This is a genomic window from Tepidimonas fonticaldi (assembly GCF_007556755.1).
Lineage (GTDB): Bacteria > Pseudomonadota > Gammaproteobacteria > Burkholderiales > Burkholderiaceae_C > Tepidimonas > Tepidimonas fonticaldi.
Genome location: NZ_VJOO01000012.1, coordinates 26,441 through 47,593, shown reverse-complemented (window position 1 = coordinate 47,593; position 21,153 = coordinate 26,441). Strand labels below are relative to the sequence as shown.

18 protein-coding genes are annotated in these 21,153 nt (G+C 71.5%); all 18 read right to left on the bottom strand.

The features are described from left to right. Position 1: 1 nt before the first annotated feature. Positions 2-1,006 carry a D-alanine--D-alanine ligase gene (locus Tfont_RS07670; protein WP_143968989.1) on the bottom strand — a complete coding sequence of 335 codons (1,005 nt, stop codon included), beginning with the start codon at positions 1,004-1,006 and terminating at the stop codon, positions 2-4. Beyond that, positions 1,003-2,436 carry a UDP-N-acetylmuramate--L-alanine ligase gene (gene murC / locus Tfont_RS07665; protein WP_143968988.1) on the bottom strand — a complete coding sequence of 478 codons (1,434 nt, stop codon included), beginning with the start codon at positions 2,434-2,436 and terminating at the stop codon, positions 1,003-1,005. The genes Tfont_RS07670 and murC overlap by 4 nt, the downstream gene beginning before the upstream one ends. Next, a complete protein-coding gene (gene murG / locus Tfont_RS07660) occupies positions 2,433-3,518 on the bottom strand; it encodes an undecaprenyldiphospho-muramoylpentapeptide beta-N-acetylglucosaminyltransferase (RefSeq protein ID WP_143968987.1) in 1,086 nt (361 codons plus the stop codon). Before murG ends, murC begins: the two co-directional genes overlap by 4 nt. After that, a complete protein-coding gene (gene ftsW / locus Tfont_RS07655; RefSeq protein ID WP_143968986.1) occupies positions 3,515-4,807 on the bottom strand; it encodes a putative lipid II flippase FtsW in 1,293 nt (430 codons plus the stop codon). Before ftsW ends, murG begins: the two co-directional genes overlap by 4 nt. After that, the gene (locus Tfont_RS07650) at positions 4,804-6,345 is read right to left on the bottom strand and encodes a Mur ligase family protein (RefSeq protein WP_143968985.1); all 1,542 of its coding nucleotides are present in this window, start codon (positions 6,343-6,345) and stop codon (positions 4,804-4,806) included. Before Tfont_RS07650 ends, ftsW begins: the two co-directional genes overlap by 4 nt. A 5-nt stretch (positions 6,346-6,350) precedes the next feature. Beyond that, the gene (mraY, locus tag Tfont_RS07645) at positions 6,351-7,529 is read right to left on the bottom strand and encodes a phospho-N-acetylmuramoyl-pentapeptide-transferase (RefSeq protein WP_068610921.1); all 1,179 of its coding nucleotides are present in this window, start codon (positions 7,527-7,529) and stop codon (positions 6,351-6,353) included. Continuing rightward, entirely contained in the window at positions 7,519-8,976 is a 1,458-nt protein-coding gene (locus tag Tfont_RS07640; RefSeq protein ID WP_143968984.1) for a UDP-N-acetylmuramoyl-tripeptide--D-alanyl-D-alanine ligase, read from the bottom strand. Before Tfont_RS07640 ends, mraY begins: the two co-directional genes overlap by 11 nt. Beyond that, positions 8,973-10,544, bottom strand: coding sequence for a UDP-N-acetylmuramoyl-L-alanyl-D-glutamate--2,6-diaminopimelate ligase (locus tag Tfont_RS07635; protein ID WP_143968983.1), 1,572 nt, complete (start codon positions 10,542-10,544; stop codon positions 8,973-8,975). Before Tfont_RS07635 ends, Tfont_RS07640 begins: the two co-directional genes overlap by 4 nt. Next, positions 10,544-12,310: a peptidoglycan D,D-transpeptidase FtsI family protein gene (locus tag Tfont_RS07630; protein ID WP_143968982.1), complete on the bottom strand. Its 1,767-nt coding sequence runs from the start codon at positions 12,308-12,310 to the stop codon at positions 10,544-10,546. The genes Tfont_RS07635 and Tfont_RS07630 overlap by 1 nt, the downstream gene beginning before the upstream one ends. Then, positions 12,307-12,600 (bottom strand): cell division protein FtsL, encoded by a 294-nt coding sequence (gene ftsL / locus Tfont_RS07625; protein ID WP_068610913.1) that lies wholly within the window; start codon positions 12,598-12,600, stop codon positions 12,307-12,309. Before ftsL ends, Tfont_RS07630 begins: the two co-directional genes overlap by 4 nt. Then, positions 12,597-13,571 (bottom strand): 16S rRNA (cytosine(1402)-N(4))-methyltransferase RsmH, encoded by a 975-nt coding sequence (rsmH, locus tag Tfont_RS07620; RefSeq protein WP_143968981.1) that lies wholly within the window; start codon positions 13,569-13,571, stop codon positions 12,597-12,599. The genes ftsL and rsmH overlap by 4 nt, the downstream gene beginning before the upstream one ends. A 16-nt stretch (positions 13,572-13,587) precedes the next feature. After that, a complete protein-coding gene (gene mraZ, locus Tfont_RS07615) occupies positions 13,588-14,016 on the bottom strand; it encodes a division/cell wall cluster transcriptional repressor MraZ (RefSeq protein WP_068610912.1) in 429 nt (142 codons plus the stop codon). A 221-nt stretch (positions 14,017-14,237) separates the two neighbouring features. Further along, positions 14,238-15,557, bottom strand: a complete 1,320-nt coding sequence (gene hslU / locus Tfont_RS07610) for an ATP-dependent protease ATPase subunit HslU (RefSeq protein WP_260682308.1) — start codon at positions 15,555-15,557, stop codon at positions 14,238-14,240. After that, positions 15,554-16,132 carry an ATP-dependent protease subunit HslV gene (gene hslV / locus Tfont_RS07605; RefSeq protein ID WP_068610907.1) on the bottom strand — a complete coding sequence of 193 codons (579 nt, stop codon included), beginning with the start codon at positions 16,130-16,132 and terminating at the stop codon, positions 15,554-15,556. Before hslV ends, hslU begins: the two co-directional genes overlap by 4 nt. Positions 16,133-16,134: 2 nt before the next feature. Next, a complete protein-coding gene (locus Tfont_RS07600; protein ID WP_143968980.1) occupies positions 16,135-17,898 on the bottom strand; it encodes an STAS domain-containing protein in 1,764 nt (587 codons plus the stop codon). A gap of 46 nt (positions 17,899-17,944) precedes the next feature. Beyond that, positions 17,945-18,661: an RNA polymerase-binding protein DksA gene (gene dksA / locus Tfont_RS07595; protein ID WP_231960351.1), complete on the bottom strand. Its 717-nt coding sequence runs from the start codon at positions 18,659-18,661 to the stop codon at positions 17,945-17,947. Between the two features lie 177 nt (positions 18,662-18,838). Further along, complete coding sequence (locus Tfont_RS07590; protein WP_143968978.1) at positions 18,839-19,909, bottom strand: CobW family GTP-binding protein; 1,071 nt, start codon at positions 19,907-19,909, stop codon at positions 18,839-18,841. Between the two features lie 38 nt (positions 19,910-19,947). Next, a complete protein-coding gene (locus tag Tfont_RS07585) occupies positions 19,948-21,132 on the bottom strand; it encodes a class I SAM-dependent rRNA methyltransferase (protein ID WP_143968977.1) in 1,185 nt (394 codons plus the stop codon). Positions 21,133-21,153 lie beyond the last annotated feature (21 nt).

The following is a 21,153-nucleotide window of genomic DNA, read 5'->3' as shown; positions in this document are numbered from 1 at the left end:
GTCAGCGCTCCCCTCCTCGGGCGGCGGGGGCGGGCAGCGGGTTGTCCAACGCGGCGTCCGCCAGCAGGCGCAGGCACAGCGCGTCGTAGTCCAGCCCCGCCACGCGGGCCGACATCGGCACCAGCGAATGCCCGGTCATGCCCGGCGAGGTGTTGATCTCCAGCAGATACGGCCGGCGCGTCGCGGCGTCGATCATGACGTCGGCGCGCGCCCAGCCGCGGCAGCCCAGCGTCCGGTACGCCGCCAGCACCAGGGCCTGGATGGCCGCCTCCTCACCCGCGGGCAGGTCGCAGGGCACGATGTAGCGCGTGTCGTCGCTGAAGTATTTGTTCTGGTAGTCGTAATTGCCGCCCGGCGCGACGATGTGGATGACCGGCAGCGCCTGGGCCGCGGCCCCGCTGCCCAGCACCGGGCAGGTCACCTCGTCCCCGGCGATGAACTGCTCGCACAGCACCTCGGGGTCGTGGTGGGCCGCCAGCCGGTAGGCCTCGGCGCACTGCTCGCGCGCGGTCACCTTGGTCAGCCCGATGGTGGACCCCTCTCGCGCGGGTTTCACGATCATCGGTGCGCCCAGGGCGTCGAAGGCGGCCTGCGTTTCCTCCACGCTGGCAACCTGGCGCCAGTCGGGGGTGGGCAGGCCTTCGGCGCGCCAGATGCGCTTGGTCATCACCTTGTCCATGGCCACGCTGGAGGCCAGCACCCCCGACCCGGTGTAGGGAATGCCCATCAGCTCCAGCGCGCCCTGCACGGTGCCGTCCTCGCCGAAACGGCCGTGCAGCGCGATGAAGGCGCGCGCAAACCCTTCGCTCGCCAGCGCCCACAGCGGCCGCTCGGCGGGGTCGAAGGGGTGGGCATCGACGCCCGCACGGCGCAGCGCGGCCAGCACGCCGCCGCCGGACATCAGCGAGACCTCGCGCTCGGCCGAATGGCCGCCCATGAGCACCGCCACCTTGCCCAGCGCGCGCGGGTCCACCGCCACGGGGGACAGGATCGGCGCCGCGGTCATGCCCCCACCCCCTCGGTGGACAGGGCCGCCGGCGCCGCCGCCAGCGCCACCACACGGGCGGCCACCGCGCCAATCGAGCCCGCACCCATACACAGCACGACGTCGCCGTCGCGGGCGCTGTCCAGGATGGCGCGCGGCAGATCGGCCACGTCGGCCACGAACAGGGGTTCCACCCGCCCCGCGACGCGCAGCGCCCGCGCCAGGCTGCGGCCATCGGCGGCGACGATGGGCGCCTCGCCCGCGGCATAGACGTCGGTCAGCAACACCGCATCGGCCTGGCCGAGCACGCGCACGAAGTCCTCGAAGCAGTCGCGCGTGCGGCTGTAGCGGTGCGGCTGAAAGGCCAGCACCAGCCGGCGCCCGGGGAAGGCCCCGCGGGCCGCGGCCATGGTGGCGGCCATTTCGGCCGGGTGGTGGCCATAGTCGTCGATGACGGTGGCCGTGCCGCCCGAGGGCAGCGGCACCTCGCCATAGGGCTGAAAGCGCCGGCCGACGCCTTTGAACTCCGCCAGCGCCTGCAGCACGGCCGTGTCGGGGACACCCAATTCGACCGCCACGGCAATCGCCGCCAGCGCATTGCGCACATTGTGCTCACCCGGCAGGTTGAGCACGACCTCCAGATCCGGCAGCGCCACGCCGTTGCGCCGCTGCACGCGAAAATGCATTTGCGCCCCGACCGCACGCACGTCCAGGGCGCGCACCTGGGCGTCCTCGCTCAGGCCATACGGCGTGATCGGGCGCTGGATGGCCGGCAGCAGCGCGCGCACGTGCGGGTCGTCGATGCAGACCACGGCTGCGCCGTAGAACGGCATGCGATGCAAAAAGTCCACGAAGGCCTGCTGCAGCCGGCCGAAGTCGTGGCCATAGGTGTCCATGTGGTCGGCGTCGATGTTGGTCACGACCGCCATCACGGGCAGCAGGTTGAGGAAGGAGGCGTCGGACTCGTCCGCCTCGACGACGATGTATTCGCCCTGTCCCAGCCGCGCGTGCGCGCCGGCGCTGTTGAGCCGCCCGCCGATGACGAAGGTCGGATCCAGCCCCGCGGCGGCCAGGACGCTCGCCACCAGGCTGGTGGTGGTGGTCTTGCCGTGGGTGCCGGCGATGGCGATGCCTTTCTTCATGCGCATCAGCTCGGCCAGCATGACGGCGCGCGGCACCACCGGCAGCAGGCGCGCCTGGGCGGCCAGCACCTCGGGGTTGTCGGGTTTGACCGCCGTCGAGACGACGACGCAGTCGGCACCGGCGATGTGTGCCGCGTCGTGGCCGAGCAGCACGCGCGCGCCGAGCTGGCGCAGGCGCTCGGTGGCGGCGCTGTCGGCCAGATCGGAGCCGGAGACGGTGTAGCCCAGGGTGAGCAGCACCTCGGCGATGCCGCTCATGCCGGCGCCGCCGATGCCGACGAAGTGGATGTGACGAATCGCGTGTTTCATGATGGGGTGCGGGGGCTGGGTCGGGCCAGCGCGGTACAGGCGCGCACCATGGCATCGACCGCCTCGGTCTTGCGCTGGGCATGGGCGCGCTCGGCCCGCTGGCACAGGTCGGCGCGGGTCAGACTGCGCAGCCAGTCGGCCAGCCACTCGGGGGTCAGCTCGGCCTGCGGGCGCAGCCACGCCGCGCCCTGATCGACCAGAAACCGCGCATTGGTGGTCTGGTGGTCGTCCACCGCGTGCGGGAACGGCACGAACAGCGCCGCCGCCCCGACCGCGGCGATCTCGGTGACGGTGCTGGCACCGGCGCGGGCAATGATCACATCCGCCTCGGCAAAGGCCGCGGCCGTGTCGTCGATAAAGGCCACGCACTCCGCCTCGACCCCGGCCTGGGCATAGGCCGCGCGCAGCGCCTCCAGGTGGCGCTCGCCGCTTTGGTGCCGCACCTGGGGCCGCTGCCCGGCCGGCAGACGGGCCAGCGCCTGCGGCACCGTCTCGTTGAGGGCCTGCGCACCCAGGCTGCCGCCCACCACCAGCAGGCGCAGCGGCCCATGGCGACCGGCAAAGCGCTGCGCCGGCGCGGGTTGCTGCACGAACGCGGCTCGCAAGGGGTTGCCGATCCACTCGCCCTGGGGCAGCACCTTCGGAAAGGCGCAAAACACCCGGTCCGCCACCTGGGCGAGCACGCGGTTGGCCAGCCCCGCCACCGAATTCTGCTCGTGCAACACGAGCGGCCGGCCCGCCAACACCCCCATTAGCCCGCCGGGGAAGGTGATGTAGCCGCCCAGACCCACCACCACGTCCGGCCGCACGCGGCGCACCACACGCCACGCTTGCCAGAACGCGCGCAGCAGGCGCAGCGGCAGCAGCGCCAGCGTCAGCGGCCCTTTGCCGCGCACGCCGCCAAAGGCCACCGCCTCGAACGCAAAGCCGCGCGGCGGCACCAATCGGGCCTCCATGCCGCCGGGCGCGCCCAGCCAATGCACGCGCCAGCCCTCGGCGCGCAGGGCCTCGGCCACCGCCAGCCCGGGGAAGATGTGCCCCCCGGTGCCACCGGCCATCACGAGCGCGCAGGGCTGCGTCATGCGCGACCTCCGTGCATCAGGGCCTTGTTCTCCCAGTCCACGCGCAGCACGAACGCGACCGCCACCAGGTTCATCAGGATGGCCGATCCCCCGTAGCTCATGAACGGCAGCGTCAGCCCCTTGGTCGGCAAGGCCCCCAGGTTGACGCCGATGTTGATGAAGGCCTGAAAGCCGATCCACAGCCCCACGCCCTGCACCGCCAGCCCGGCGAACACCTGGTCCAGCGCGATGGCCTGACGGCCGATCTGCATCATGCGTCGGGTCAGCCACATGAACAGCGCGATGAGCGACAGCACGCCCACGAAGCCGAACTCCTCACCGATGACGGCGAGCAAAAAGTCGGTGTGCGCCTCCGGCAGCCAGTGCAACTTCTCGACGCTGGCGCCCAGCCCGACGCCGAACCACTCGCCGCGGCCCAGCGCGATCAGCGCGTGCGTGAGCTGGTAGCCCTTGCCCAGCGCGTGCTGCTCGCTCCACGGGTCCAGGTAGGCAAAGATGCGCTCGCGCCGCCACTCGTTGGTCAGCACCACCATCGCAAACGCCGCCGCCACCACCAGCGCGATCAGGAAGAACATGCGCGCGTTGACCCCCCCCAGGAACAGGATGCCCATGGCGATGACGGCGATCACCATGAAGGCACCCATGTCCGGCTCGGCCAGCAGCAGCACGCCGACCAGCCCGACCGCCATGGCTATGGGCCAGACGGCGCGGAAGAACTTCTCCTTCACCTCCATGCGCCGCACCATGTAGCCGGCGGCGTAGAGCAGCACGGCAAGCTTGGCCAGCTCGGACGGCTGGAAGTTCATCACCCCGAGCGGAATCCAGCGCCGCGCCCCGTTGACCCCCTTGCCAATGAAGGGCACGAGCACGATGACGAGCAGCGCGATCGCCACCAGAAAGAGCGGGTTGGCAAGCGTCTGCCAGCGGCTCGTCGGGACCTGGAATGCGATCACTCCGGCCACCGCGCCGATGCCGATCGCCAGCGCATGCCGCAGCACGAAGTGGTATGGGCTGTAACTGGCAAAGCGGGGGTTGTCCGGCAACGCGACCGAGGCCGAGTACACCATCACCAGCCCCCACGACAGCAGCGCCACCACCACCCACAGCAGTGGCTGGTCGATGCCACTGGCGCTGGCCGCCGGCGCGGGCGATCGGGTCCAGTCCCGGCGCATCAGCCGCACCGGGATCTCGCCACCCGCGGCGGCAGCCGCCCGCGGGCCCGAGCGGCCCTGGGGCAGCAGCGCGGCCACGGCGGCCAGCCAACGGTGCCAGCGCTCGCGTGCGTTCATGCGGGCGTGCCCTCCTCGTGCTGGAGCGCGCGCACGGTCTCGACGAACACCTGGGCGCGGTGGGCATAGTCGCGGAACATGTCCAGGCTGGCACAGGCGGGCGACAGCAGCACCGCATCCCCTGCCTGCGCCTGCGCAGCGCACCAGCGCACCGCCGCCGGCAGATCGTCGAAGCGCGCACGCAACACCCCGGTGTCGGCCAGCGCCGCCTCGATCGCCGCGGCGTCGCGGCCGATCAACGCCACCGCGCGGGCGTGGCGGGCAACAGCCGCCGCCAGCGGGCGGAAGTCCTGCCCCTTGCCATCGCCCCCCAGAATCACCAGCAGGCGGCGCTGCGCCCCCAGGCCCTCGATGGCCGCCAGCGTCGCGCCCACATTGGTGCCTTTGCTGTCGTCGATGTATTCCACGTCGCCGACGATGGCCACCGACTCCACCCGGTGCGGCTCGCCGCGGTAGTCGCGCAGCGCATGCAGCAGCGGCGCGAGCGGCACGCCCGCCGCCGTCGCCAGGGCCAGGGCGGCCAGCGCATTGGTGGCGTTGTGGCGCCCCTGGATGCGCAGCGCTTCGGCCGGCATCAGGCGCTGGATGTGCAGCTCGGCATCGGCGGTGCGCGGACGGCGCGATCCGGCCTCGTCGTCCGGCAAGGCCCGCACCAGCCAGGTGATGCCGTTGACCGTCTCCAGCCCCCAATCCCCGGGGCGTGTGGGCACGCCGGTGCCAAAGCTGGTCCACGCGCGCCCCGGCGCGGGGCGCCCGCGCGGCCCCCCGGCGGGCGGCTCGGGCGGCTGCCACGCGGCCACGATGGGGTCGTCGCGGTTGAGCACCATCAGCCCCTGCGTGCCAAAGATCCGCGCCTTAACGGCCGCATACGCCGCCATGGTGCCGTGCCAGTCGAGGTGGTCCTGCGTCACGTTGAGCACGGTCGCCGCGGTGGGTTCGAAGCCCTCCACGCCATCGAGCTGAAAGCTCGACAGCTCCAGCACCCAGGCACGCGGCAGCGCCTGCGCGGCCAGCCGCTCGGCCAGCGTGTCGAGCAGGGACGGGCCGATGTTGCCGGCCACCGCCACGTCCCAACCCGCGGCACGCAGCAGGTGCCCGGTCAGAGCGGTGGTGGTCGTCTTGCCGTTGGTGCCGGTCACGGCCAGCACGGCCGGCCGGTAGGCGTGCGACTCGGCCAGCGCCCGCAGCGCACCGTCGAACAGGCCCAGCTCGCCCAGCACCGGCACGCCCACGGCGGCGGCGGCCGCGGCCAGGGCCGCCATCTGCGCGGGGGCGATGCCGGGGCTGCGCACCACCATCGCCCACGGCGCGCGGGCGAACAGGTCGGCATCGAACGCCACCCCCGTCCACAGCCGGCTGCCCGGCGCCGCCTCGGCCAGGGCCGCGGCCTGGGGCGGTGCCGGGCGGGTGTCCGCCACGCTCACCCGGGCACCGGCCGCGTGCAGCCAGCGCGCCACCGCCAAGCCGGTGGCGCCCAGCCCGAGCACGAGCACGTCGCGCTCTCGCACACCGGGCAGCCAATCGTGGGTCCAGGGCATGGGGTTCACCGCAGTTTGAGCGTGGACAGGCCGATCAGGCACAGCAGCATGGTGATGATCCAGAAGCGCACCACCACCTGGGTCTCGCGCCAGCCGGACTTCTCGAAGTGGTGGTGCAGCGGCGCCATCTTCAGCAGGCGACGGCCCTCGCCATAGCGGCGCTTGGTGTACTTGAACCAGCCCACCTGCAGCATCACGGACAGCGCCTCGACGACGAAAATGCCGCCCATGATGGCCAGCACGATCTCCTGCCGCACGATGACGGCGATGGTGCCCAGCGCCCCGCCCAGGGCCAGCGCCCCCACGTCCCCCATGAAGACCTGCGCCGGATAGGCGTTGAACCACAGGAACGCCAGCCCCGCGCCGGCCATGGCGGCGCAAAACACCAGCACCTCGCCCGTGCCGGGGATGAAGGGCACGAGCAGATAGCGCGCAAAGACGGCGTTGCCCGTCACATAGGCAAACACCCCGAGCGCCGAGCCCACCATCACCACCGGCATGATGGCCAGGCCGTCCAGGCCATCGGTCAGATTGACCGCGTTGCTCGCACCCACGATGACCAGATAGGTCAGGAGGACGAAACCCGTCACGCCCAGGGGATAGCTGATCTCCTTGAAAAAGGGCACCATCAGGCCCGCCTGCTGCGGCAGATCGATGGTGAAGCCGGAGCGGATCCAGTCGGTGAACAGCGCCCACACGCCGGCGTTCGACCCCTCCGAGATGGCGAACACCAGATAGAACGCCGCCACCAACCCGATGACGGACTGCCAGAAGTACTTCTCGCGCGAGCGCATCCCCTCGGGGTCCTTGCGCACCACCTTGCGCCAGTCGTCCACCCAGCCGATCGCCCCCATGGCCCAGGTGACGGCCAGCACGACCCAGACGAAGCGGTTCGACCACTCGAACCACAGCAGCGTCGAGACCGTGATGGCAAACAGGATCAGCACCCCGCCCATGGTCGGGGTGCCGCTCTTGCTCAGGTGGGCCTGCACGCCGTAGGCGCGCACCGGCTGGCCGATCTTGAGCGCGGTCAGGCGCCGGATGAACCACGGCCCGGCCGCCACGCCGACCAGCAAGGCGGTCATCGCGGCCATCACGGCGCGAAAGGTCAGGTACTGGAAGACGCGCAGGAAACCCAGCTCGGGCCAGACGCCCTGCAGCCACTGCGCCAGACTAGGCAACATGCGTCGAGCCCTCCCCATCCGTGGCGCGCGCCAGCGCCTCGCAGGCGGCAATCACCCGCTCCATGCGCATGAAGCGCGACCCCTTGACCAGCAGGCTGCCCCCGCCGGCCGGCACGGCCGCGGGCAAGGCGGCCAGCAGCGCCTCCACCGAGGCGAAATGCCGCACCGGCGACGGCGCGGTGGAGTGGGTGGCGGACACGGCGGCCGCCGCGCGCCCCATCCAGTCGCCCGCCAGCCAGATGCGGTCGATGCCGCGTGCGAGCGCGTGGCGCAGCACCTCGTCATGGAAGGCCAGCGCCTGGTCGCCCACCTCGCCCATGTCGCCCAGCAGCAGCCAGCGCGGCCCGGGCAGTTCGGCCAGCACATCGACGGCCGCGCGCACCGAGTCCGGGTTGGCGTTGTAGCTGTCGTCCACCACGGTCCAGGCGGCGCCCGCCAGCCGCAGCGACTGGGTGCGGCAGCGGCCCGTCACGGGCTCGAAGGCGGCCAGCCCCGCCGCGATCGCGTCCAGCGCCACCCCGGCCGCCAGCGCGCAGGCCGTGGCCGCCAGGGCGTTGCGCACATGGTGGCGGCCGGCAATGCGCAGCCGGGTGTCGAATACCCCGGCCGGCGTCGTCACGCGCAGCGCCCAGGCCCCGTCCACCCAGTCCGCCTGCGCGGACACGTCGGCCCCCGTCGCACCGAAGGTCAGCGTCGCGCGGCCCGCCGCCAGCGTGCGCCACAGCGGCATGAACCGATCGTCGGCCGGGAACACCGCGGTGCCCTCGGCCGGCAAGGCGGCCAGCACGGCGCCGTTTTCGCGGGCCACGGCCTCCACGCTGGCCATGAATTCCTGGTGTTCGCGCTGGGCGTTGTTGACCAGGGCCACCGTGGGGCGGGCCATCGCGGCCAGCTGGGCGATCTCGCCCGGGTGATTCATGCCCAGCTCCACCACCGCCAGCCGGTGCATGGGGCGCAGGCGCAGCAGCGTCAGCGGCACACCGATGTCGTTGTTCAAATTGCCCTGGGTGGCCAGGGCCGCCTCGCCGACCGCCGCGCGCAAAATCGCCGCGGTCATCTGCGTGACGGTGGTTTTGCCGTTGCTGCCGGTGACGGCGATGAGCGGGCCGTGCCAGCGGGCGCGCCACGCGGCGGCCAACTGCCCCAGGGCCAGGCGGCTGTCCGGCACCTCCACCCCGGGCAGCCCGGCCGCGGCCAAGCCCCGCTGCGCCACCGCCCCGATGGCGCCGGCTGCGGCCGCCTGCGGCAAAAAGTCGTGCGCGTCGAAGCGCTCGCCGCGCAGCGCGACGAACAGATCGCCCGCTTGCAGGGTGCGGGTGTCGGTGTGCACCCGTTGCGGGGCCAGCGCCTCCACGTCGCCGACCGCGCGGGCGCCCGGCAAAACGGCCAGCAGGGCCCCCAGGCCCTCCATCGGCTGGCGCTCCAGCGGTGTCCGGGGGGCCGTCATGCGTCTGCCTCCCGGCGCCGGCGCAACGCGGCGCGCGCCTGGTCGAGATCGGAAAACGGCCGGCGCACGCCGGCGATCTCCTGGTAGTCCTCGTGTCCCTTGCCGGCCAGCAGAACCACGTCACGGGCCTGGGCCTCGCGCACGGCGCGGTCGATGGCGGCGGCCCGATCGGGCTCGACCCAGGCACGCGCTGGCGCGACCAAGCCGGCCTGCATCTGGGCCAGGATCTGCAACGGGTCCTCGCTGCGCGGGTTGTCGCTGGTCAGCACCACGCGGTCGGCCCCCTGCTCGGCAGCGGCGGCCATGAGCGGGCGCTTGCCGGGGTCGCGGTCGCCCCCGCAGCCCAACACGCACCACAGTTGCCCGCCCCGGCGCGCGGCCAGGGGGCGCAGCGCCTGCAGCGCCTTGTCCACCGCATCCGGCGTGTGGGCGTAATCGACCAGCACCAGCGGCAAACCGTCCGCGGGGCCGTCGGCCGCTCCCCACGCCGACTGCATGCGGCCGGGCACGGGGGTCAGCCCGTGGCTGGCGCCCACGATGGCCGACCACGGCAGCCCGCGGCTGCGCAACACCGCCATGGCGGCCAGCAGATTGCCCAGGTTGTAGTCCCCCACCACCGGCAACTCGAACGTGGTGTGGGTGGCGCCTTCGGCGACCGTGAAGCGGGCCCCGTTGGGCAACCATTCGCGCGCCAGCAGGCGCAGGCGGGCGTCCGTCGCCGCCGGGCCGGTGGCATAGGTCCAGAGGTCCAGCCCCCCATCCGCCGGACGCGCGGCCAGCGCCTGCGCCAACTCCCGCCCGTAGGGGTCGTCCACGCACAGCACCGCCACCTGCAGGCCCGGCCAGTCGAACAGGCGCCGCTTGGCGGCCCAATAGGCCTCCATGGTGCCGTGGTAGTCCAGGTGGTCCTGCGTCAGGTTGGTGAAGATGGCCGTGTGGACACGGGCACCGTCCAGCCGCCCTTCCTCGATGCCGATGGAGGAGGCCTCCAGCACCACCGCGCGCAGGCCATCATCGGCAAAGGCGCGCAGCGCGCGCTGCAGCGTCACGGGATCGGGGGTGGTCAAGCCGGTCGGCACCAAGGCCGCGCCCGGCCGACCGATGCCCAGCGTGCCGATCAGGCCCGCCTCCACGCCGGCCGCCTGCAGCCATTGCGCCGTCCACCACGCGGTGGACGTCTTGCCGTTGGTCCCGGTCACGGCAATCAGATCGAGCGCACGGCTGGGCGCGTGCCAGAACGCGCTGGCCAGCGGCCCCGCCGCCGCGCGCAGGCCCGCATAGGCGGCCACCCGCGCCGCGCTGGAGGGGGCATCGGCCGGGGCGAGATCGAAAGCCGCATCGGGGTGGGCGCTCAGCCAGCCGGCCAGTCCCTGCGCCTCCACGACGGCGGCGACGGCACCGGCCTCGAGGGCCGCGCGCACGAAGCGCCGGGCATCGGCCGCCGCGCCCGGCCATGCGACGAACGCATCGCCGGGGCGGACCTGGCGGCTGTCCGCGCACAATCCGGTGGCGCCGCGCGCGCGCAGCCACGCCACCAGGGCGTCGAGGGTGGCGAAGGACGGTGCCATCAGACCGGTTCCTCCTCGATCACGTCGGCGACGATCTGCGGCTGCACCCGCATGTCGGGCGGCACGCCGAGCAGGCGCAGCGTCTGCTGCGCCACGTCCGAAAACACCGGCGCGGCCACCGCCCCGCCGTAGATGACGCCGTTGCCCGGCTCGTCCACCATCACGGCGATGACCACCCGCGGCTGATCCACCGGCGCCAGCCCGACGAAAAAGCTGCGGTATTTGCGCGCCGCGTAGCCCTTGCCCTCCTGCTTGCGGGCGGTGCCGGTCTTGCCGCCGACCGAGTAGCCGACCGTCTGCGCCAGTTGGGCGGTGCCCCCGGGCCCCGCGGCCATGTGCAGCATGCGCCGCACGGCCAGGGCATTGCGTTCGCTGAACACGCGCACGCCGTGCGCGGGCTGGTCGGTGCGCATCAGCGTGATCGGGACCAGCTCGCCATCGCGGGCAAACACCGTGTACGCCTGGGCCAGTTGCAGCAGCGACACCGACAGGCCATAGCCGTAGCTCATGGTCGCCTGCTCGATGGGCCGCCACGTCTTGTAGGCGCGCAGGCGGCCGCTGGTCGCACCGGGGAAGGGCACCTGCGGCTTGTGCCCGAAGCCCGCGCGCGTGTAGGTCTCCCACATGTCGCGCGGCTGCATCTGCATCGCCATCTTGACGGTGCCGACGTTGCTGGACTTCTGGATCACCTCGTTGACGGTCAGCACGCCGTACGCATGCACGTCCGAGATGGTGAACCCGCCCATCTGCAGCCGGCCCGGCGCGGTCTGGATCGGCGTCTCGGGGGTGACCAACCCCTTGTCGAGGGCCAGCGCGGCGATGAAGGGCTTCATGGTCGAGCCCGGCTCGAAGCTGTCGGTCAGCGCCCGGTTGCGCAACTGCTCGCCGGTCAGGTTGCGGCGGTCGTTGGGGTTGTAGCTGGGGTAGTTGGCCAGCGCCAGCACCTCGCCGCTCACCGCATCCAACACCACTGCGCTGCCGCCGCGCGCGTTGTGCTGCTGCACCGCCTCCTTCAGGCGCTGGTAGGCAAAAAACTGGATCTTGCCGTCGATGGAGAGCTGCAAGTCCTTGCCATCCACCGGCGGCACGATGTCGCGCACATCCTCGACGATGCGGCCCAGGCGGTCCTTGATGACCCGGCGCGACCCAGGGCGGCCGAGCAGCTCGCGCTCGAACGCCAGCTCCACCCCCTCCTGGCCGCGGTCCTCGACGTTGGTGAAGCCGACCACGTGCGCGACGGCCTCGCCCTGGGGATACTGCCGCTTGTACTCCTTGCGCAGGTACAGGCCCTTGATGCCCAGCGCCTGCACCTGGCGCGCCACAGGTTCGTCCACCTGGCGCTTGATCCAGACGAAGTTCTTCTCGCCCACGTCCAGCCGGCGCTGCAGCTCGGCCAGCGGCATGCCCAGCAGCCGCGCGGCGTCGCGCAGCCCGGGGTGGTTGCGGTCCACGTCCTCGGGGTCGGCCCAGACGCTTTGCGCCACCACGCTGGTGGCCAGGATCATGCCGTTGCGGTCCAGAATGCGCCCGCGGCTGGCCGGCAGCTCCAGCGTGCGCGCGTAGCGGACCTCGCCCTGGCGCTGGAAGAAATCGTTGCCGATCACCTGCACATAGGCCGCGCGCGCCGCCAGCCCGACGAAGGCCAGCGCCAGCATCCCGACGATGAAGCGGCTGCGCCAGACCGGCGTCGCGCTGGTCAGCAGCGGGCTGCTGCCGTAGGGGATGCTGCGCGCGGACACGGGCGCGGTGACGGGCCGGCGACTCATGGGCGGCCTCCCGCAGCGACCTCGGTCGACGACAGGGCCACATACTCGGTGATGCCGGGATGGGCCGGGCGCATCTGCAACTGGCGCTGGGCGATCTGCTGCACCCGCGACGGGGCGGCCTGGGCGCGCTGCTGGGCGACCAGGCGCTCGTGCTCGGCCGCCAGCCGGCTGGCCTGCGCGCGCGCGCGTTCGTTGGCCACATACAGCCGCCGCGATTCGTATTGCAGCGTCACCAAATAGAAGCTGCTGGCCAGCACGGCCAGCAGGAGGGCGAGGTTCAGGCGCGTCATGCCCGCCGCCTCCCGACCGACCCCGCGGCCCCCATGCCCTTTCCGATGCCCGCGGCCAGCGGGGCGGCGGTGCGGGTCGCGGCACGCATCACCGCGCTGCGCGCCCGCGGGTTGGCCTCCACCTCGGCCGCGCCGGGCATGGTGCGCGCCACGTGCGCAAGCAGCGGCGGCGGCGGCTCGACCATCGGCGCGCGCCGGTCCACGGCCGGCCGGGCGTGCCGGGCCATGAACTGCTTGACCATCCGGTCCTCCAGCGAATGGAAGCTGATCACCACCAGCCGCCCACCCGGGCGCAGCACGCTCAGACTGGCGTCGAGCGCTTGTTGCAGCTCTTCAAGCTCGGCGTTGACGTGAATCCGAACAGCCTGAAATGTGCGCGTTGCAGGGTCCTTGCCCGGCTCGCGGGTTTTGACCGCGCCAGCCACGATTTCGGCCAGCTCGGCGGTGGTTCGAACAGGCCCCCGTTCCTGTCGGCGACGATCAATCGCCTTTGCAATCGGTGCAGCAAACCGCTCTTCGCCGTATTCACGAATCACCTCCGTCATCTCGGCCACCGTGGCCGTGGCCAACCACTGGGCGGCGCTGAGGCCGCGCGTGGGGTCCATGCGCATGTCCAGCGGCCCGTCGTGGCGGAAGGAAAAGCCGCGCGCCGGATCGTCCAGTTGCGGCGAGCTGACCCCCAAATCCATCAGCAGTCCGTCCGCGCTGGCCGGCGGCAGCGTGCCCAGGGCCGCAAAGCCCTCGTGCCGCACCGCCACGCGCGCGTCCTGCGCGGCCAGCGCCTGCGCCACCGCGATGGCCTGGGGGTCTTTGTCGAACACCGTCAGGCGCCCCGCCGGCGACAGGCGCGCCAGGATCGCGCGGCTGTGGCCGCCGCGACCGAAGGTGGCGTCGATGTAGTGTCCGTCCGGTTGGATCTGAAGGGCCTCGACCGCTTCGTTCAACAGGACGGTGCGATGGGGGTAGGTCATCTGCACCGCCCGGCCCTCAGAAAGAAAAGTCCTGGAAGGCCTCGGGCATCTCGCCGCGCATCGCCTCGGCCTCCTGGGCCGCGTAGGTGGCCGCGTCCCACAGCTCGAAGTGGTTGCCCATGCCGAGCAGCATGGCCTCCTTGGTGATGCCGGCGGCGGCGCGCAGCTCGGGGGCGATCAGCACGCGGCCCTGGGCGTCCATCTCCACGTCCTGCGCATTGCCCAGAAAGATGCGCTTCCACCACTGCGCCGACATCGGCAGCTGCGCGATGCGCTGGCGAAACGCCTCCCACTCCGGGCGCGGAAAGATCATCAGACAGCCGTGCGGATGCTTGGTGATGGTGAGCTGGCCCGCCGCGGTCGCGCTCAGGACGTCGCGGTGCCGGGTCGGCACCGAGAGCCGGCCTTTGGCATCGAGACTGAGGGACGAGGCGCCTTGGAACACGGGTCAGATCCGGCGAAGGGGAACCACTTTTCACCACTTTTTTGCACTTGTTCCCACTGTAGCACCAAAAGCCGGTGCATCACAAGCCGGTCATCGCCTTTTTTCTTGTGAAATCAAAGACTTAAGGCCGATTTGCAGGGCAAATCGGCCTTCAAAAGACACGCAAAATCAAGCGTTTGCAAAACAGCTTGAAAGCGGCACCTGAGGAGTAAAGCCCCCCCTCAAAGGATGAAGCGCGACAGATCCTCGTTGCGCGCCAGCGCCGCCAGCCGCTCGTCCACGTAGGCCACGTCGATCGTGACGGTCTGCCCCGTGCGGCGGGACGCTTCGAAGCTCACCTCGTCGAGCAGATGCTCCATCACCGTGGCCAGCCGGCGCGCGCCGATGTTCTCGGTGCGCTCGTTGACCTCCCAGGCGATGGCGGCGATGCGGCGGATGCCGTCGTCGGTGAAAGCCAGCGTCACCCCCTCGGTCGCCAGCAGCGCCTGGTACTGGCGCACGAGGCTGGCGTGCGTCTGCGTCAGGATCGCCTCGAAGTCCTGCACCGACAGCGGCTGCAGCTCCACCCGGATCGGAAAGCGTCCCTGCAGCTCCGGGATCAGGTCGCTCGGCTTGCTCAGGTGGAACGCCCCGCTGGCGATGAACAGGATGTGGTCGGTCTTGACCGGCCCATATTTGGTGGAGACCGTGGTGCCTTCCACCAGCGGCAGCAGGTCGCGCTGCACGCCCTGGCGCGACACGTCGGCGCCGGCCACGTCGCTGCGCGAGGCGACCTTGTCGATCTCGTCGATGAAGACGATGCCGTTCTGCTCGAGGTTGTGGATCGCCTCGGCGCGGATCTCCTCCTCGTTGACGAGCTTGGCCGCCTCCTCCTCGACGAGCAGCCGGCGCGCCTCGGCGATGCGCAGCTTGCGCGTCTTGCGCCGGCCGAGGTTGAGCTGGCCGAACAGGCCGCGCAGCTGCTCGGCCATCTCCTCCATGCCGGCCGGGGTCATCACCTCCAGCTGCGGCTGCGGCGCGGCCACGTCGATTTCGATGTCCTTGTCGTCGAGCTGGCCCTCGCGCAGTTTCTTGCGGAACACCTGGCGCGCATGCCCGTCACGCTCGACCTCGCCGTCGCGCGGCGGCGGCAGCAGCGCGTCCAGGATGCGCTCCTCGGCCACGTCCTCGGCGCGCGTGCGCACGCGCGCCATCGCCGCCTCGCGCGTCTGCTTGACGGCCACGTCCGCCAGGTCGCGGATGATGCTGTCGACATCCTTGCCGACGTAGCCGACCTCGGTGAACTTGGTCGCCTCGACCTTGATGAACGGCGCGTTGGCCAGCTTGGCCAGCCGGCGCGCGATCTCGGTCTTGCCGACCCCGGTTGGGCCGATCATCAGGATGTTCTTCGGCGTGATCTCGGGCCGCAGCTTCGCGTCCACCTGCTGGCGGCGCCAGCGGTTGCGCAGCGCGATGGCCACCGCGCGCTTGGCGGCCTGCTGGCCGATGATGTGGGCGTCCAGCTCGGAGACGATCTCTTGCGGCGTCATCGCGGCACTCATGCCAGCACCTCCACGGTGTGGTGTTGGTTGGTGTAGATGCACAGGTCCCCGGCGATGCGCAGCGCCTCGCGCACCACGGCCTCGGCCGGCAGCGCCGTGTGCTCCAGCAGCGCGCGCGCCGCGGCCTGGGCGTAGGCGCCACCGGAGCCGATGGCGACGATGCCGTGCTCGGGTTCCAGCACGTCGCCGTTGCCGGTGATGACGAGGCTCGCCGTGCGGTCGGCCACCGCCAGCATCGCCTCCAGCCGGCGCAGCACGCGGTCGGTGCGCCAGTCCTTGGTCAGCTCCACCGCCGCGCGCAGCAGGTGGCCCTGGTGCTTCTCCAGCTTGGCCTCGAAGCGCTCGAACAGCGTGAAGGCGTCGGCCGTGGCGCCGGCAAAGCCGGCCAGCACCTGGTCGCGGTGCAGGCGGCGGATCTTGCGCGCGCTGGCCTTGACGACGATGTGACCGAGCGTGACCTGGCCGTCGCCGCCCATGGCGACCTGAAACCGCCCCGGCTCCGCGGGATCGGGGCGGCGCACACAAACGATCGTGGTGCCGTGAAAGACGGCACCGGCAGAGGATTCTCGTTCCATGGTCAGTATTGTCGCAGCCGGACGGTGGCGACCTCGTCGATGCCCACCACATGGAACAGCGCCGCCAGCAGGTGGTTGACGCCGTCCAGCTCGACCCGCACACCCCGCCCGCGCGCCGCCAGCAACCACTGCAGCAAGGCGCCGGCGGCGGCAAAATCGACGCGCTGCAGCCGCCGTGCATCGATGATGAGCACCCGGCTGGGGGGCGAGACCGACCCCTCCAGCGACGAGGACGCCTGGGGCACGACACCCTCCACGGCGGCATCGAGCGCCTGGAGCGCCTGCGCCATGTCACCCTGCAGAACACCCTCCAGGTGGACGGCCGGCCCCGCCTCGCCCGACTGGGTCTGAACCGACCAGCCCGCCATTTGGGTGGGTACGGCGGGGAACTCGGACTCGCCGGCCGTCACCGAGCTGACGACCCCGGGCCATGCGAGCGTCGATTCGGCCGACGCGGGCTCGGGCGGCACCTCGGTGGGGGACGCGGCCGGGGGGGGCTCGGGCAGCACCTCGGCCGGCTCGACGTGGGCCACCGGGTCGTGCCATGTGGGCGGCAACTCGCCGTAGGTGACGCAGTAGTCCAGCGCGACCAGATCGAATTCGTCGCGCCGCCCCATCAGGCGCAGCGCCGCCAGACGCAGGCGCCACCACACGGGGGGGTTCTCCCGCCGCCCGGACGGGGTGCTGGCCTTCAGGCGCCGCCGCAGCACCGCGCCGCCCCGCCAGCGCATCGTCAGGGGCTGGTCGGCCCAGTGCTCGAACAGGGCGGCCAGGCGTTCGGCGGCCTCGGCGTCGGCCGACAGCAGGTCCGACCAGTCGAGCCATGGGGCCCCGTCGCTGCGCTCGGCCAGCGCGGCCAACGCCGTCACCGCCGCCGCATCCAGCAGCGGCGGACAGACCCAGGTGTGCCAGGCGGCGGTCGCTGCGCCCCCCGATGTGCCTCCGGACGTGCATCCCGATGCGGCGCCCGACGTGGACTCGGCGGGCGGCACAGGCTGCCGCACCACCGGCCAGCGCGGGACCGGCTGCCGAAAACGGTCCGCCCATTCGGCGGCCCATTCCTCGAAGCCCTCCACGTCGCCGGCGGCCCACAGCACCTCCAGCAGCATCAGGCCGGCCAGGCGGGCCAGCGGCGTTCGCACCTCCTGGGCCTGCACCGTCTCCAGCACCTGCCGCGCCTCATCCAGCCGGCCGTTGGCAAAACGGACGACCGCCTCGGTCAGGGCGGGATGGGTGAGCAGCGCCTGCGGCTCGGCCGCTGGCGCGGACGGCTCGGCGGTCACCAGATCGATGCTCATGCCAAAGCCATCGGCACGCGCCTGCAGATGGCGGCTGACGATGGGGCCGGCGGAGGCCGGCGCTGGCGCGCCGATGCGCAGGCCCGAGGATTCGGCCGCGCGCGGCGTCCAGTGCTGCGCCATCTGCGCCTCGATACGCGCAATCTGCTCGATGGTGCGGGACTTGTCCGGCCCGCGGCGGGGCCACCCGCTGCGCGCGCCAGCGGCGCCGGGCAGGCTGGGCGGGCTGGCCGACGGCGATTCCGCGGGTGGGGCGGCGGCGCGCTGGGCGCGAATCCACGCCCGCAGTTCGTTGAGTTCGTTGTAGCGTACCCGGTCGTTGCGGCGCTTGCGCAGGATGGCCGCCTTCAGGGCGCGCCGCTCCTCGTCCAGGCCGCGGACGGCACCGTCCTCCGATGCCTCGGTGCGCAGCCGCCAGATTCGGCTCCACCAGCCGCCGCTGTCCGGGGGATTCGGCGGGGCGGACATGGTGGCGGATGGGGGAGAGTGCCGGCCCCGAGGGGCCGCGCGGGACTCAGTCGCCGAACAGCTTTTGCTTGAGCTCGCGGCGCTGCTGGGCCTCGATGGACAGGCTGGCGGTCGGCCGCGCCAGCAAGCGGCCCACGCCGATGGGCTCGCCGGTTTCTTCGCAATAGCCGTAGTCGCCGCTGTCGATGCGCGCCAGCGACTGCTCGATTTTTTTGAGCAGCTTGCGCTCGCGGTCGCGCGTGCGCAGCTCCAGGGCGTGCTCTTCTTCGATCGTGGCGCGATCGGCCGGATCGGGCACGACCACCGTGTCCTCGCGCAGATGCTCGGTCGTCTCGCCGGCGTTGTTCAGGATGTCCTGCTTGAGCGCCTGCAGCTTGCGCCGGAAGTAGGCCAACTGGACGTCGTTCATGTATTCCGCATCCGGCATGGCCAGGATGTCGGCGTCCGTGAGCTGCTCCAGGGGCAGCTTCTTCCAGTTGTCGGCTCGTGCGGGGTCTTTGCGCAGCGCGGCGGCTGCGGGCGTGGCGGTCGTGGTCATGACGGGTTCGGGTGAATAACTGGCCTTGGCCGCATGCGGATCGTGGGTCGGCGCGACGGCCTCGGTGGTCTGCGCACGCATGGCCGCCTTCTCGGCGCGGCGGGCGGCCGCGGCGGAGGGTTTGCGCGCCGCGCGCGCCTTGTCGTCGCCCCCGGCCGCGGCGGGCGGGAGGTCGGAACCGGCATCGGGGGACGGGGCCCCGCTCGACGGCGGACGGTTCTTCACGGCGCATCTCCTCTGGCTGGCCGGGTGCTGCCGCGCTGCGGCGGCGGCCCCGCAACCTCCCTGTCGCGGGGGCGCACCCGTCCGAATTGGGGGCCGATTGTAAGCGCAGTCATCAGCGCAGTCGCCAATGCCGCCGCGCACGGCCGATGCGGGCGTTGCGGCCAGGGCACACGCGGCTCAGGCCAGCGACTGCTCCAGCCCCTGCGTCAGGATGTCGCGCGGCAGGTCGATGCCGATGAACACCATCTTGCTCTCGCGCTTTTCGTGGGGCTTCCACACCGGGCCGAGGTCGCTGCCCATGAGCTGGTGCACCCCCTGAAAGATCACCTTGCGGTCGGTGCCCTGCATGTGCAACACGCCCTTGTAGCGCAGCAGCTTCGGTCCCCAAACCTGCACCACCGCGCCCAGAAAATCCTCCAGCCTGTGCGGATCGAACGGCCGCTCGCTGCGCCAGACGAAGCTCTTGACATCGTCGTCGTGGTGGTGGTGCCGGGCATGGCCGTGTCCATGCCCATGGTCGTGGTCATGGTCGTGCGCGCAGTGCCCGTGGTCGTGGTCGCAGTGGCTGTGGTCGTGGTGATCGTGCGCGTCCGCCTTCAGGAAGTCCGGATCGATGTCGAGCTTGGCGTTCAGGTTGAACCCCCGCAGATCCAGCACCTTGGCCAGCGGTACCTGACCGAAGTGCACGGTCTCGATCGGCGCGCGCGGGTTCATGTGCTTGAGGCGATGGATCAGCGCGTCGAGCTCGTCGGCCGACACCAGATCGGCCTTGCTGATGAAGATCTGGTCCGCGAAGCCGACCTGGCGGCGGGCCTCCTGCCGGTCGTCGAGCTGCTGCTGGGCGTGCTTGGCGTCCACCAGCGTCACGATCGAGTCGAGCAAAAAGCTCTCGGCCACCTCGTCGTCCATGAAGAAGGTCTGCGCCACCGGCCCCGGGTCCGCCAGACCCGTGGTCTCGATGACCACGCGGTCGAACGCCAGCAGCCCCTTGCGCCGCTTGGCCGCCAGCAGCGACAGCGTGCTGCGCAGATCCTCGCGGATGGTGCAACAGACGCAGCCGTTGCTCATCTGGATGATCTGCTCCTCGGTGTCGGCCACCAGGATGTCGTTGTCGATGTTTTCCTCGCCGAACTCGTTTTCGATGACGGCGATGCGCTGGCCGTGCGCCTCGGTGAGGACGCGCTTGAGCAGCGTGGTCTTGCCCGAGCCCAGAAAGCCGGTCAGGATGGTTGCAGGAATGAGTGCCATGGCATCAGTGTAGGGGGACTGTCAAGGCCTGGGCGCCGTCAGGGCCGGCGCCAGACCACCAGGCCCTTGAGGTACTCGCCCTCCGGGAAGGCCAGCCCCGTCGGATGATCGGGGGCGCCGCCGTGGCGGGCCAGGATGGTCGCCTCCACACCCGCCTCGTGCGCGGCACTGGCGACGATCTTCTGAAACAGCTCCACCCCGACCGCGCCGGAACACGAGTAGGTGAACAAGACACCGCCGGGCTGCAGCAGCTTGAAGCCCAGCCGGTTGACATCCTTGTAGGCGCGCGCGGCGCGCTCCAGGTGCGCCGCGGACGGCGCGAGCTTGGGCGGGTCGAGCACGATGGCGTCGAAGCGCCGCCCCTCGGCCCAGAAAGCACGCAGGCTGGCGTTGACGTCCGCGTCCAGAAAGGTGCAGCGCGCCGCGTCGAAGCCGTTGAGCGCCACGTTGCGCCGCGCGCGCTCCAGCGCCGGGCCGGAGGAATCGATCGACGTCACATGGCGCGCACCCCCCGCGAGCGCCGCCACCGTGAAGCCGCCGGTGTAGCTGTAGCAGTTGAGCACATCGCCCCAGCCAAAGCGCCGCGTCAGCTCGGCGCAGGCGCGCCGGCTGTCGCGCTGGTCCAGGTAATAGCCGGTTTTGTGGCCCTCGGCCACATCGAGGCTCAGGCGCCAGCCGTTTTCGTGGATCACGCATTCGGTGGGCCCGTCGCCGCGCAGCCAGCCGGTCGCCGGCGGCAGGCCTTCGAGCTGCCGCACGCTCGCGTCCGAGCGCTCATACAGACGCTGCAGGCCCGTCACCCGCAGCAGGGCGTCGGCGATCAGGGCCTTGTGCCGCTCGGCGCCGCTGCTGCCAAACTGGGCCACGAGGAGGTCCCCGTAACGGTCCACCACCAGGCCCGGCAGGCCGTCGGACTCGCCGTGCACCAGCCGCACCCCGTCGCTGTCGATGGCCACCCGCTCGCGCAACTGCACGGCCGCGCGCAGCCGCCGCTCGAAAAACGCGGCATCGATGCGCTCGGCTTCGTCGAAGCTCCAGACGCGCACCCGAATCTTGGAGCTGGGCGCATACGCCCCCCACGCGAGAAAGCGCCCCTCGGCGCTTTCCACCCGCACCGTCTCGCCGGGATCGGCCCGGCCGCGGTCGATGGCGCCATCGAACACCCAGGGGTGATGGCGCAGCAGCGAGCGTTCCTTGCCCGCCTTGAGTCGGATCGTCTTCATGGGGGTGGATTGTCCCACCCC